The organism is Actinoplanes sp. NPDC026670 (assembly GCF_040638175.1).
Taxonomy (GTDB): Bacteria; Actinomycetota; Actinomycetes; order Mycobacteriales; family Micromonosporaceae; genus Actinoplanes.
The window spans coordinates 74,096-86,450 of the sequence record NZ_JBEZXU010000002.1; the positions used below are offsets into that span (position 1 = coordinate 74,096).

General features: G+C 71.2%; 15 protein-coding genes. 11 read left to right on the forward strand and 4 right to left on the reverse strand.

Annotation, left to right across the window (positions count from 1 at the left end; translation table 11 throughout):
- Positions 1-62: 62 nt before the first annotated feature.
- From AB0E94_RS02090 to AB0E94_RS02100, 3 genes are all read left to right on the forward strand, one after another.
- Entirely contained in the window at positions 63-944 is an 882-nt protein-coding gene (locus tag AB0E94_RS02090) for a LysR substrate-binding domain-containing protein (protein WP_360321080.1), read from the forward strand.
- Between the two features lie 100 nt (positions 945-1,044).
- Positions 1,045-1,470, forward strand: coding sequence for an ankyrin repeat domain-containing protein (locus AB0E94_RS02095; protein WP_360321083.1), 426 nt, complete (start codon positions 1,045-1,047; stop codon positions 1,468-1,470).
- Between the two features lie 78 nt (positions 1,471-1,548).
- Positions 1,549-1,854: a hypothetical protein gene (locus AB0E94_RS02100; RefSeq protein ID WP_360321086.1), complete on the forward strand. Its 306-nt coding sequence runs from the start codon at positions 1,549-1,551 to the stop codon at positions 1,852-1,854.
- On the opposite strand, the gene AB0E94_RS02105 is transcribed toward AB0E94_RS02100, so the two are convergent.
- The 3 genes from AB0E94_RS02105 to AB0E94_RS02115 form a co-directional block, all read right to left on the reverse strand.
- Entirely contained in the window at positions 1,827-2,351 is a 525-nt protein-coding gene (locus AB0E94_RS02105; RefSeq protein WP_360321089.1) for a DUF4303 domain-containing protein, read from the reverse strand. The two genes, AB0E94_RS02100 and AB0E94_RS02105, sit on opposite strands and share 28 nt — an antisense overlap.
- Before the next feature lie 156 nt (positions 2,352-2,507).
- Complete coding sequence (locus AB0E94_RS02110; protein WP_360321092.1) at positions 2,508-3,032, reverse strand: hypothetical protein; 525 nt, start codon at positions 3,030-3,032, stop codon at positions 2,508-2,510.
- Between the two features lie 10 nt (positions 3,033-3,042).
- Entirely contained in the window at positions 3,043-3,396 is a 354-nt protein-coding gene (locus AB0E94_RS02115; RefSeq protein ID WP_360321095.1) for a hypothetical protein, read from the reverse strand.
- A gap of 131 nt (positions 3,397-3,527) precedes the next feature.
- On the opposite strand from AB0E94_RS02115, the gene lepB reads away from it, so the two are divergent.
- Positions 3,528-4,139 carry a signal peptidase I gene (gene lepB / locus AB0E94_RS02120; protein ID WP_360321098.1) on the forward strand — a complete coding sequence of 204 codons (612 nt, stop codon included), beginning with the start codon at positions 3,528-3,530 and terminating at the stop codon, positions 4,137-4,139.
- A gap of 167 nt (positions 4,140-4,306) precedes the next feature.
- Here the strand turns inward: lepB and AB0E94_RS02125 are convergent, their stop codons facing one another.
- Complete coding sequence (locus AB0E94_RS02125; protein WP_360321101.1) at positions 4,307-5,320, reverse strand: NAD-dependent epimerase/dehydratase family protein; 1,014 nt, start codon at positions 5,318-5,320, stop codon at positions 4,307-4,309.
- A gap of 88 nt (positions 5,321-5,408) precedes the next feature.
- Here AB0E94_RS02125 and AB0E94_RS02130 point away from each other — a divergent pair, with 88 nt between their 5' ends.
- The 7 genes from AB0E94_RS02130 to AB0E94_RS02160 all read left to right on the forward strand — a co-directional run bounded on the left by AB0E94_RS02130 (position 5,409) and on the right by AB0E94_RS02160 (position 12,283).
- On the forward strand, positions 5,409-6,284 hold the full coding sequence (locus AB0E94_RS02130) for a helix-turn-helix transcriptional regulator (RefSeq protein WP_360321104.1): 876 nt from the start codon (positions 5,409-5,411) through the stop codon (positions 6,282-6,284).
- Positions 6,220-8,256 (forward strand): prolyl oligopeptidase family serine peptidase, encoded by a 2,037-nt coding sequence (locus AB0E94_RS02135; protein WP_360321107.1) that lies wholly within the window; start codon positions 6,220-6,222, stop codon positions 8,254-8,256. The genes AB0E94_RS02130 and AB0E94_RS02135 overlap by 65 nt, the downstream gene beginning before the upstream one ends.
- A gap of 42 nt (positions 8,257-8,298) precedes the next feature.
- Positions 8,299-9,222, forward strand: coding sequence for a phosphotransferase (locus tag AB0E94_RS02140; RefSeq protein WP_360321110.1), 924 nt, complete (start codon positions 8,299-8,301; stop codon positions 9,220-9,222).
- Positions 9,223-9,224: 2 nt separating this feature from the next.
- A complete protein-coding gene (locus tag AB0E94_RS02145) occupies positions 9,225-9,917 on the forward strand; it encodes a VOC family protein (protein WP_360321893.1) in 693 nt (230 codons plus the stop codon).
- Between the two features lie 5 nt (positions 9,918-9,922).
- Positions 9,923-10,885, forward strand: a complete 963-nt coding sequence (locus AB0E94_RS02150) for a DUF1152 domain-containing protein (RefSeq protein ID WP_360321113.1) — start codon at positions 9,923-9,925, stop codon at positions 10,883-10,885.
- Between the two features lie 10 nt (positions 10,886-10,895).
- Positions 10,896-11,624 carry a phosphotransferase gene (locus tag AB0E94_RS02155; RefSeq protein WP_360321116.1) on the forward strand — a complete coding sequence of 243 codons (729 nt, stop codon included), beginning with the start codon at positions 10,896-10,898 and terminating at the stop codon, positions 11,622-11,624.
- Between the two features lie 131 nt (positions 11,625-11,755).
- A complete protein-coding gene (locus AB0E94_RS02160) occupies positions 11,756-12,283 on the forward strand; it encodes a GNAT family N-acetyltransferase (protein WP_360321119.1) in 528 nt (175 codons plus the stop codon).
- The last annotated feature ends 72 nt before the right edge of the window (positions 12,284-12,355 follow it).

The window sequence follows — 12,355 nt, forward strand, 5'->3', positions numbered from 1 at the left end:
AGTACCGTTCGGTTCAGCCGAACGATTCCGGCGCCAGCCGGGTGCGCCGAGGAGGGGCCGGAGTGCTGGACCTACGCCGACTGCGCCTGCTACGCGAACTCGCCCACCGTAGAACCCTGCACGCCGTCGCCACCGCCCTCAACTACAGCCCGTCGACTGTCTCCGAACAACTCGCCCAACTCGAAACCGAAACCGGCGTCCAACTGCTCGAACATGTGGGCCGCCGGGTCCGCCTCACCGACCGGGCCCACATCCTCGTCGAACACACCGAACGCATCCTCGAACAACTCGAACAGGCCCAGTCCGACCTCGCCGCCGACGACCTCGCCGGAGTCATCCGGGTCGCCGCCTTCCAGACCGCCGCACACGCCCTGCTCCCGCCGGCCATCACCATCCTCGCCGCCACCCACCCACGGCTCCGCCTCCACCTCACCGAAGCCGAACCCGAACAGGCCCTGCCCGCCCTGCTCGCCCGCGACTTCGACCTGGTCATCGCCGAGGAATACCCCGACCACCCGCAGCCACGCCCGGACGGGCTCGACACCGCGGACCTGCTCACCGACCCGATCCGCCTCGCGCACCCGACCGGCCTGCCTACCCGCCGCAACCAGGCCGCCCTCGCCGACCTGGCCACCCACCCGTGGGTGATGGAACCCACCGGAACCGCCGCCCGCGCCTGGGCCGTCACCGTCTGCCGCAAGGCCGGCTTCGAACCGGATGTCCGCTACGAGACCAGCGATCTGACCCTGCACGTACGTCTCGTCGAAGCGGGCCACGCCGCGGCGTTCCTGCCCGGCCTGGTCTTCGCCGGCCGCCGGTCCACCGTCGCGACCCGCCCACTGCCGAAACTCCAGGCCCACCGCCGGATCCTCACCGCCGTCCGCCGCGGCCACGCCACCCACCCGGCGATCCGGGCACTCCGGGCCGCGCTCGCGGCCGGCTGATCCCGCACGGTGACGCGCGACTCAGCTCGCGCCCCCACCTTGATGATCACCGCAGTGTGGAGCCGGCCTGTTCTGGAGGGATTCCCCTACGGTGAGGCCCGTGAACAGGCGTCAGCGTAAGAAATTGCAGCAGCGACTGGTGGAGGCCGCGGCCTGGGGTGAGGTCGGGCAGGTCGCCCGGCTGCTGCGCGACGGTGCCGACCCGAACCTGCCCGACCTGGACGGCACCACACCGCTGTATCGGGCGAGCGTCCAGGACCGGGCGGACAACGTGCGAACGCTCGTAGCGGCCGGAGCGGACCCGAACGCCGAAAGCGGCACCGGCGACGAAGGACTGCCGCTGTGCGCCGCCGCCTGCTGGGGGCATGCCGGCGCGGTCCGGGAGTTGCTGGCCGGCGGGGCCGACCCGCACCTGCGTGAGGACAACGGATCCGGTCGTACGGCGGTCGAGTGGGCTGAGGCCGGCGGCCATCACGACACCCTCGAACTGCTCTCCACGCCGCCGATCCGGCCCGAACCGACATGATCGGCGGGTATTGGCCGGCGTCGCTACGCTGACGGTCCGTGGACCAGCAGCAACAGGCCGGCGCTTGGGGGAGTCGCTATGCCGTTGTACGTACAGAGGGGCCTTGCTCTCATCGGGGTTGGCCTGCTCGTCGGTTTTTTCGGGCTCATTTGGGTCGCCAACCTGTTCGGTATGGCGGACGACCATGCCAAGCGGATCTCCGAGAGCCGCGTGAACAGGTGGATGGCCGGTGAAACCGGAAGTGCGGACGAGTTCCGGAACACCGAACGCTTCAAGTTCGGGTTCAACCTGGGGCGATTCGTCGCGGGCGGCGGATTCATGCTGGTCGGGCTGGGCATGATCGTCGGCGGCATCGTCTATCTGGTGTCACCGCCGATCGAGTGATCGATCTCCCGCAGATGTTCGGCCAGCCCGGGGACGGCCGCCAGTAATCGCGGGTCGACGCTCGCGCGAATCAGGTCGGCCTCCCCGTCGCCGCGTTGACCGTCGAGGATGACGACTACGAAGTCGGCCGGTAACGAACTGTGGATCCGGCCCTGCCGGGCGGTCGCCGTCAACGCTTTACAGACCCTGGCGATGGCGGCATCGTGCCGGACATCGTCGGTCATATCCTGGTACCAGGGCTGCATCGCGTCACTCGCGGCGGCAAGGACATCCCACCGCCATTCCGGCGGGACGAACCGCGTCGAATACCCATCCCGATCGTGCACCGCCGACTCGGTGTTGGCGGCGAGCGCCGGGGACAGGACGGTCGTACCGTCGCTGTAGAACAGGTGGAAAGCCGCGGCATACAGCGTCTCGTCCGGATGGGCCGCCGCCAGGCTCGCCAGAGCCCGGCATCCGCTGTCATGCCATGCCGCCTCGAACGCGTCCCAGTCCACCGCAGCACGCTACCGTGGCAGCCGCCTGGTGATCGCCCAGCCCAGCCCCAGCCCCGGCCAGGGCTATCAGACGACGACCGCCAGGCGTCGCTGAACGCTGGAATGTGGGCGGCTTTACCGTGCTGAGCGACGGCCGGGCCGATAGGCCGGAAGTGGCTATCGGGTCCACAGGTGGAGACGCGAGGTGGCCACCACCAGGACCCGGCCCGAGTCGGAGAAGCCGGCCGCCCGGATCGGGTCGTCATCGTGGATGATCAGGGCGGACTCGGGGGCCTCGTCAGGGCCGGGGGCGCCCGGCGGGATCAGGGCGACCTTCTCGCCAGGCCAATCGGGAGCGATCACCACGACTCGCCACCCGTCCGGGGTGAACGTCCGCAGCCCGCCGCCCCACAGCCCGGCAAGCGGGATCCGGATGCCGGCGACCGGCCCGATGCCGGCCACCGCGACCGGATAGTGGTCGCCGTAGGTGTCGTCATCGTCGCTACGGCCGAGCGTCTGCGCGGTGAACGGGTCGATCACGCCGACACCGTTGTGCGAGAGCACCACCAGCAGATCGGTGCCCGGCGCGAAGCCCACCGCCGTGATCCCGCCGATCCGCATGGGCCGGCCGCGCCACGGCGCGGGCGGCTCGACGGCCGTCCTGGCGCGCAGCGCGGCACGGATGTCAGCGAACGAAGCCACGAACGATCTCCTAAGGGGCTAGCGCGATCCCGTAGTTCTGGCCCTTCTTGCGCACGATCCACGTGCCGGACACGACCCCGCGGCGCACGTCCACCAGCGGCAGCATGGCCGTGAGGTCGGTGATGAACATCGGGTAGTGATGGCCGTCGGTGTCCCGCCAGATCAGATACTTCGCGGACTGCCCGGTGCGCATCGAGTCGATGGTCAGGGTCGCGTCGAAGGTGACGTTGGGCCGCATGGTGTACGCCACCCGATACGGGTCACCTTCCAGGTAGGAGTAGCCGCCGTCACGCTCGACGTAGAACAGCAGATTCCCGCGTTCGTCGTACGGCACCTCGGTGACCGAAGTCTTCCGTGTCGCCAACCTGCTGCCTCCCCGTGCGCCCCCGATTTGCCAAGATCATGCTCGCGGGCCGGCGGGTTCGCCAAATCAGCACGTCAACACACCGCGGCGGGACCCGTGCGGCGGTTGGTCGCGGCTTGTAGGGTGCGGCTGTGTCCACAAGCACCAATGCTCCCAAGACCGGCCGGGCGCGCTGGATCGAGTTCCTCATCCTGATCGTCGTGGCCGTCGTGGTCGCCGCCACGGTCCGGACGTTTCTCCTCCAGACGTTCTACATTCCGTCGTCGTCCATGGAGCGGACGCTGCTTCTCGACGACAAGGTCCTGGTCAACAAGACCGCCTACTGGTTCCAGCCGCCCGGCCGCGGGGAGGTCGTGGTCTTCGAGCCGCCGCCGGCATGGTCGGCCGCTCCCGGACAGGACTACATCAAGCGCGTCATCGGTGTGGCCGGCGACCGCGTCGTCTGCTGCGACAAGGACCGGCGGATCACCGTGAACGGGCAGGCGCTCGACGAGGACTACCTGTACCCCGGGGACGCCCCGTCCGACAAGAGCTTCGACGTGACCGTCGGCGCGGGCAGCGTGTTCGTCCTCGGCGACCATCGCAGCGCCTCCGGCGACTCGCGGGAACACCTCGATGCCGCCAGCGGCACCGTCCCGGAGGACCGGCTGGTGGGCCGGGCGTTCGTGCTCTTCTGGCCGGCGGCGCGAGCCCGGACCCTGACGGTGCCCGCGACATTCGCCGACGTCCCGGCCCCTCGATGACACGGACTCCCGGGGTCACTGCCGGCCATCAGGACAGCCGGATCAGCCCCGCCTGCGTCGCCCGGAAACCGCAGCCCTCGAGGTAGAACCCCGCGAGGTGGGGCTCGAAGTCGACGTGCAGCCACTCGCAGCCGGCGGCCCGGGCCTCCGCCGTGGCCGGGGCGGCCTCACCGCCTATTGCGTGCGGGCGGGGCGGGCAAACGTACCGCCAAGCTTTCGCCGGCGGCGATGATCGCCTGCTCGGAAGGCCGTGGCGTCCAATCGAGGATCCGGCGTGCCTTGGCGTTGGAGATCTGCTTGACGTAGCCGAGCTCGCCCGCGAACGCCCGCAACTGCGGATTGAACACCGCACCGAGACGGACGACCACGTTCGGCAGATTGCGGGTCGGCACCTTCGACGCCGCCTCACCCAGGTGGGAGCGCAGCACCGCGCCGATCTCCCGCATCGGCGTCACCGGGCCACTGGCCAGCAGGAACCGCTCACCGGCGGCGCCGGGCGCGGTCAGCGCCGCCACGTGGGCGCTCGCCACGTCCCGGACGTCGACGATCGGGATGTGCAGGTCCGGGAACCCGGGCATCTCCCCGGCGAGCATCCGCTGCACGATGTGATTAGCCCCGGAAACCGAGGCCGCGGAAACCGAGCCACCCGAGACCGAGCCGCCGGACACCGGGCCCATCACCGCCACCGGCAGCATCGTGGTCAGCTCCAGGCCCTCCCGGGCGGCGAACTCCCACGCGGCCCGCTCGGCCAGGACCTTGCTGCGGCCGTACGCGTCCATCCCCGGCCCGTTCATCACCGACCAGTCGTCCTCGGTGAACACGTGATCGGTGTGCGGATGACCGAACCCGACCGCATGGAACGCCGACGTCAGCACCACCCGCTTCACCCCGGCGTCGACCGCCGCCCGCAGCACCCGCAACGTCCCCTCGACCGCCGGGACGATCAGGTCGTCCTCGTTCGCGACGTGCCCGGGCCGCACCGGCGACGCCACATGCAGCACGTAGTCGCAGCCCGACGCGGCCGCCGCCCAGCCCTCGTCGGACAGCAGATCGGCCGCCACGAAACCCGGCCGTGGGGAGCGGGCGGTCGCCCGTACCGCAAAGCCTTGATCTTGAAGAACCTGGATGCAGTGACCGGCGATGAAACCTGAACCACCGGTGACGAGAACACGCTGTGTCATGCCAACCACGATCCGGCGGCCGCGACGGCACAGCCAGAGCCCTGACAGGACCCCCTCTGACGGGCCGGCCGCGACCTACCGTGGTGGCATGGCATCGGAACTGGGCGCGTTTCTTCAGGCCCGCCGCGAACTGGTCACCCCCGAGGAAGCCGGGATCCCGGTCACCGGCGTGCGCCGGGTCGCCGGCCTGCGCCGCGAGGAGGTCGCCATGCTCGCCGGCATCAGCGCCGACTACTACCTGCGACTGGAACGCGGCCGCGACCTCAACCCGTCACTCCAGGTGCTGGAGGCCCTGGCCCGGGTGCTGCGCCTCGACGACGACACCCGCGCCTACCTGATCGGCCTGGCCGGGCCGAAGCCACGCCGGAGGCGGATCCACCGGGAGACGCTGCCGCCTGGTACCGCGAAACTCGTCGCCGCCCTGCCGCTGCCGGCCTTCGTCGAGGGCCGCTGCCTCGACGTCCTCGCCGCGAACCCGATGGCCACCGCGCTGTCCCCGAGACTCGTCCCGGGCGGCAACCGGCTGCGCGACGTCTTCCTCGACGAGGCCGAGCAGGCGCTCTTCCCGAACTGGGAGCTGGCCTGCATGTACCTGGTCGCCGGATTCCGTGAGGCGGTCGGCACCGACACCGACGACCCACGGTTCATCGAACTGGTCGGCGAACTCTCCCTCGCCAGCCCGCTCTTCCGGAAACTGTGGGCCCGCCACGACGTCCGCCCGCGGGCCGGAGCGGTCATCTCCTTCCAACATCCACAGGTCGGCGAACTCGTCCTCAACCGGGAGAAACTGCTGGTCAGCGGCACCGACGGAATCATGCTCGTGATCTACCACCCGGACACCGGCAGCGAAGCCGCCGACAAGCTCACACTGCTCGCCTCACTTGCGGCACAGTATTCGGATGACGTCGACGTTTCCCGGGCAAGTCGCCCGCACCCAGGGGTTCACACTCGGTCTCGCCCGTAACCTGGCGATCTCCCCGGACGGCACCCGCGTCGTCTTCCTGCGCACCCCCGGCGGCGAGGACCCGGTCGCCAGCCTCTGGACCTACGACGTCGCGACCGGCACGGAAACCCTGCTCGCCGACGCGGCGGCGCTGGGCGCCACCGACGCCGGACCGATGTCCGAGCGGGAACGGGCGCGGCGTGAGCGGGCCCGCGACAGGTCCGCCGGGATCAGCGTCTTCAACACCGACGCAGCGGTACGGACGATCGCATTCACCCTCGACATGAGGTTGTTCGTGGCCGACGTGTCCGCCGGTCAGGTCACCGAAGTCGGCGCGAAGGAGCCGGCCGCCGAGGCACGCATCGACCCGACCGGCCAGTGGATCGCCTACGTCCACGACGACGAGCTGCGGGTGATCAGCCGCGACGGCAAGGACGACCGGGCCCTGGCCGAACCGGACGGCCCCGAGGTCACCTGGGGTCTGCCCGAGCACGAGGCGTCCGAGTCGATGGACCGGTTCCAGGGCTACTGGTGGGCGCCCGACGGCCGTTCCCTGGTCGCCGCCCGCGTCGACAACAGCCCGGTCCAGGTGTGGCACATCAGCGACCCGGCCCACCCGGAGCACCCGCCGACCGCCCTGCGCTACCCGGCCGCCGGCACCCCGAACGCCGACGTCAGCCTGCACGTGCTCGGCCTCGACGGCAGCCGTACCGAGATCGACTGGGACCGTAAGGCGTTCGAATACGTGACCCGGGTGACGTGGGACGCGACCGCCCTGCTGGTGACGGTGCAGAACCGCCCGCAGACCGCGATGCGGATCCTCGCCGCCGACCCGGCCACCGGCCGGACCACCGTGCTGCGCGAGGACACCGCCCCGGACTGGACCACGATCGTCTCCGGGGTGCCCGCCCACACCGCGTCCGGCGCCCTGCTGTGGGCCGTCGACGAGGGCGACACCAGGCGCTTGACGGTCGACGGCGTGCCAGTGACCCCGCCCGGCCTGCAGATCGACCGGGTGCTGTCGGTCGACGGCGACTCGGTGCTGTTCACCGCCTTCGAGGACCCGGCCGTCCGGCACCTGTGGACCTGGTCGCCGACCGCGTTGCGGCAGGTCACCACCGAGGACGGCCTGCACGACGGCCGCCTCGCCGGCGGCACCACGGTCGTCGACGCCCGCACCCTCGACGGCGAGACGATCACGGTCAACGGCCGCCCCCTCAAAGGTTTCGCCGCGACCCCGCCGATCATCCCGCGGCCGAACCTGCACTGGCTCGGCGAACGCCGCATCCGCACCGCCGTGCTCCTGCCGGCCGGCTACACCGGCGGCCCGCTGCCGGTGCTGATGGACCCGTACGGTGGCCGGGCCGCCCAGCGCGCCGTCGCCGCCCGCTCCCGCTACTGGGCCTCCCAGTGGTTCGCCGACCAGGGCTTCGCCGTCGTCATCGCGGACGGCCGCGGCACCCCCGGCCGTGGCCCCGCCTGGGACCGGTCCCGCGGCGACGACCACCCGGCCCCGCGCCTGCAGGACCAGGTCGACGCCCTCCAGGCCGCCGCCGGGCACTACGACCTGGACCTGTCCAAGGTCGGCATCCGCGGCTGGTCGGCCGGCGGCTACCTGGCGGCGCTGGCCGTGCTGCGCCGCCCCGACGTCTTCCACGCCGGCATCGCCGGGGCGCCGGTCACCGACATGCTGCTCTACAGCTCGCACTGGCAGGAGAAGACCCTGGGCCTGCCGGCCGAGAACCCGCAGATGTACGCCCAGTCGTCGCTGATCGACGACGCCCCCAATCTGCGTGTCCCGTTGCTGCTGATCCACGGCCTGGTCGACGACAACGTCCTGCCCGTGCACACCATGAAACTGTCCGCGGCCCTGCTCGCCGCGGGCCGCCCGCACACCGTCCTGCCCCTGCCCGGCGCCTCCCACATGGGCGCCGTGGAGGGCCTCTGGGAGTACGAACTGGCCTTCCTGAAGCAGTCCCTGAACCTGTCGTAATTGCGGTGCCGGTGCGGGAGTCCGGCGGTACCGTGCCGGATCATGAATCTCACCCGGCTGCGCTGGTCCGACATCCCGGACTCCCTCCGGAGCCGTGCCGAGGCCGCTGTGGCCACCCCGCTACGGGAGGTCGCCAGCGCACCCGGCGGCTTCACCCCCGGCGTGGCCTCGGCGGTCGCCGGGACGTCGGGGGAGCGGTTCTTCGTGAAGGCCATCGCCCGGCACACGTCCGAGGTGGCCGGCTCCTACCTGCGGGAGGCGCTGCTCGCCGAGGCGCTGCCGCCGCAGGTGCCCAGCCCTCGGCTGCTCTGGTGGCACGACGACGGCGTGTGGATCGTCATGCTGTTCGAGTACGTCGAGGGCCGTACCCCGCAGATCGCCGACCTCGACCCGGTCCTGGCGGCGGTGGCCGCGCTCGGGGCGACACCCGGCCCGTCCGGGCTTCCGCGGCTCGTCGACGAATACGCCGAGGACTTCGTCAGCTGGCGCGCCGTCGACTCGTGGGACGCAATCGTCGGCGGCTACCCGGAACTCGCCGCTGCCTCACTCGACGCGCTGGCGGCCCGGGAGAAACGCTGGTCGCAGGTCGCCGACGGGACCGCGCTCGTCCACGGTGACCTGCGGCTGGACAACATGATCCGGGCCGGCGACCGGGTGTGGATCGTCGATTGGCCCAACGCGTGCACCGGCGCCGCCTGGTTCGATCTGCTGCTGATGACCCCGAGTCTCGCCATGCACGGCGTCGACGTGGAGACCCTGATCGGCGAGCACCCGCTGACCGCCGGCGTCGACCGCGACGACCTGGATACCGTGCTGGTCGCGGCGGCCGGGTATTTTGTCAGCCGTTCCCTGCTGCCACCGCCGCCCGCGGCGCCGGCCGTCCGTGACTTCCAGCGGGCGCAGGCGAAAGCGCTGCTGGCCTGGCTGGGAACCCGCCGCCCCGACATCCTCACCGATCGGACGTGACCATGGCCCTGGACCTGTACGCCCTCCGCATCGACGCGCGACAGCCGGAACGGCTCGCCGGGTTCTGGGCCGCGATGCTCGGCTATCAGGCGGTCCACGACCAGTACGGGGGAGTGCTGATCGGCGGCGACGGCGGGTTCCGGTTACGGTTCCAGCCCGAGCAGGGGCCGAAGACCACCGCGAACCTGATGCACTTCGACCTGACCAGCACCTCCATCGAGGACCAGGAACAGACGGTCGCGAAAGCGCTCGCGCTCGGCGGACGGCACCTCGACATCGGGCAGGGCGACGTCGATCATGTGGTGCTCGGCGATCCGGAGGGCAACGAGTTCGACGTGATCGAGCCGGGCAACAACTTCCTCGCCGGGTGCGGGTTCATCGGGGCGCTGGCCAGCGACGGCAGCCAGGCGGTCGGCTACTTCTGGGCGCAGGCGCTGGGCTGGCCGCTGGTGTGGGACGAGAACGAGGAGACCGCCGTCCAGTCCCCGGCCGGCGGCACGAAGATCACCTGGGGTGGTCCGCCGCTGGATCCGCGTGACGGCAAGCCGCGCTGGTCGTACGACATCAGCGGTTTCGACGAGCAGGAGACCCGCCGCCTGATCGCCCTCGGCGCCACCCACCTCGAAGAAGGCCCCGGCTGGGTCCGGCTGGCCGACCCGGACGGCAACGACTTCCGCCTCCTGGCCGTGAAGTAGCGGCGTTGACATATTCGCTGAACACCCCGCCGCTGTTCGCCGCCCTCGCACCGGCTCGCCGGATCCTGATCGCCGGAGCCGGCGGCGGTTTCGACGTGTACGCCGGACTGCCCCTCGCGCTGGCTCTGCGGGCGACCGGCGCCGAGGTGCACCTGGCCAGCCTGTCGTTCTCCCAACTGGAACTCATCGACCAGGAGTCGTGGGTGGAACGCAACGTCGCCGCGGTCACCCCGGACACCGCCAGCCCCGACTGGTACTTCCCGGAACGCACCCTGGCCCGATGGCTCGCCGCCCACGACATGCCGTCGACCGTGTACGCGTTCCCGCCGCTCGGTGTTCCGGCGCTGCGCGACGCGTACCGCCATCTCGTCGACCTTCTGGACATCGACGCGGTCGTCCTGGTCGACGGCGGCACCGACATCCTGATGCGCGGTGACGAGCACGCCCTCGGCACCCCGGTCGAGGACATCACCAGCGTCGCCGCGGTCACCGCCCTCGACGTGCCGATCAAACTGGTCACCTGCCTCGGGTTCGGGATCGACGCCTACCACGGGGTCAACCACGTGCAGGTGCTGGAGAACCTCGCCGCCCTCGACCGTGCGGGCGGCTATCTGGGCGCGCTGTCCATTCCCGGCGACAGCCGGGAGGCGGTGCTGTACCGGGAGGCGGTCGCCGACGCGCAGGCCGCCACCCCGGAACGGCCCAGCATCGTCAACGGGCAGATCGCGGCCGCCGTCGGTGGCGCTTTCGGGGACGTGCAGTTCACCCGGCGTACCAGCGGCAGCACGCTGTTCGTCAACCCGCTGATGGCCATCTACTTCACCGTCGACCTGGACCGGCTGGCCGCCCGCTGCCTCTATCTCGACCGGATCGAGAACACCGTCAGCCGCCGCCAGGTGATCACGCGCATCGAGGCGTTCCGCAACGAGATCGCCGGGACGCGGATTCCGCGTGCCTACCCGCATTAGGGTGGGGCCGGTGGGGTGGGAGGCGCTCGGGCAGTGGGGTGACGTCACCCGGGTCGAACCGCTCACCGGCGGTGTCGCCAACGACGTGTGGAGTGTGCGGGTCGGCGGGCGGCTCGCGGTCGCCCGCCTCGGGACCCGCGGCGACGCCGACCTCGCGTGGGAGACCGGGCTTCTGCAGCACCTCGACCGGGCCGGTCTGACCGTGCCGGTGCCGATCCCCGCGACTGACGGCCGGCTGTTCGTCGACGGTCTGGTGGTGATGACCTATCTGGAAGGCGGGCCGCCGTCGGCTCCGGCTGACTGGCGGCGGGTCGCCGACACCGTCCGTGAGCTGCACCGGGTCACCCAAGGCTGGCCGCAGCGGCCCGGCTGGCGGTCGTCGCTCGACCTGCTGCACGCTTCGGCCGGGACGCGGATCGACCTGGGCGCGATGCCGCCGGACGGTGTGGCCCGGTGCCGGGCGGCGTGGGCGCGGCTCGCCGGACGTCCGACGTGTGTCGTCCACGGCGATCTCAACCCGCGCAACATCCGGATGACCGGCGCCCGGGTCGCGCTGATCGACTGGGACGAGTCACACGCCGACGTGCCCGAACTCGACCTGGCCCTGCCGGGCAACGCGGCCGGTTTCGACGACGACGCGTATGACATCGCCGCCCAGGCCTCAGCGGCGTGGCAGGCCGCCGTCTGCTGGGACGACGACTACTCGAAAAGGCGCCTCGCCGAGGTCCGGCCGCTCTGACCGGCGGACACCCGATGGTCCTCGGCTGGTTCTGGCCGTTGTCTCAGGGCCGCGGGGCAGCGGCCATGGCCAGCCCCGGCGGCGGTCGCTCAGGAGTTGCGTGGACCTTGCCGTGACCGGGAAGCTGGGGCGTGCTTGCATTGATCGAACCGACCCCTGACCTGCACGCGGCCTGGCTGGCGTCGCGCGACGAGTGGGGTCGCGGGGTGCATCAGCCCGGCAGCGGGCTGCGCGGCGATGATGACGTCGACTCGGCGGAGGGCTTCGCCGCCTGGCTGGAGCGGCTGCGCCGCGAGGGTGACGAGAGCCGGCCGCCGCTGCCGGGGCTCGTGCACGCCGCCTACTGGTGGGTCGTCGACCAGGACGGCGCGGTCCTCGGGAGCATCTCGCTGCGGTACGCGCTCAACGACTTCCTGCTGCTGGCGGCCGGGCACATCGGCTACGGCGTGCGACCGTCGGCTCGCGGGCGGGGCGTCGCCGGCTGGGCGCTCGGTGAGGTGCTGGCCGCCGCCCGGCGACGGGACCTGGAATCCGTGTTGATCACCTGCGATGTGGACAACACCGCGTCGGCCCGGGTGATCGAGAAGCAGGGTGGGGTCCTGGAGGACGTCCGCGACACCCCGGCCGGACCTCGCCGCCGCTACTGGATCACGCTGTAGCCCGCCAGCCGTCGCCTACCACGGAAATAGAGGCCCCGAAAGGCACGTGAGCGACGGCTCGCGGTCTGCCGG

Bases quoted from the DNA above. Each gene is read 5' to 3' on its own strand.
- AB0E94_RS02100 (WP_360321086.1), top strand. From the start codon at position 1,549: ATGCCGTTGTACGTACAGAGGGGCCTTGCTCTCATCGGGGTTGGCCTG.
- AB0E94_RS02125 (WP_360321101.1), bottom strand. From the start codon at position 5,320: ATGACACAGCGTGTTCTCGTCACCGGTGGTTCAGGTTTCATCGCCGGT.
- AB0E94_RS02130 (WP_360321104.1), top strand. From the start codon at position 5,409: ATGGCATCGGAACTGGGCGCGTTTCTTCAGGCCCGCCGCGAACTGGTC.
- AB0E94_RS02135 (WP_360321107.1), top strand. From the start codon at position 6,220: ATGACGTCGACGTTTCCCGGGCAAGTCGCCCGCACCCAGGGGTTCACA.
- AB0E94_RS02140 (WP_360321110.1), top strand. From the start codon at position 8,299: ATGAATCTCACCCGGCTGCGCTGGTCCGACATCCCGGACTCCCTCCGG.
- AB0E94_RS02145 (WP_360321893.1), top strand. From the start codon at position 9,225: ATGGCCCTGGACCTGTACGCCCTCCGCATCGACGCGCGACAGCCGGAA.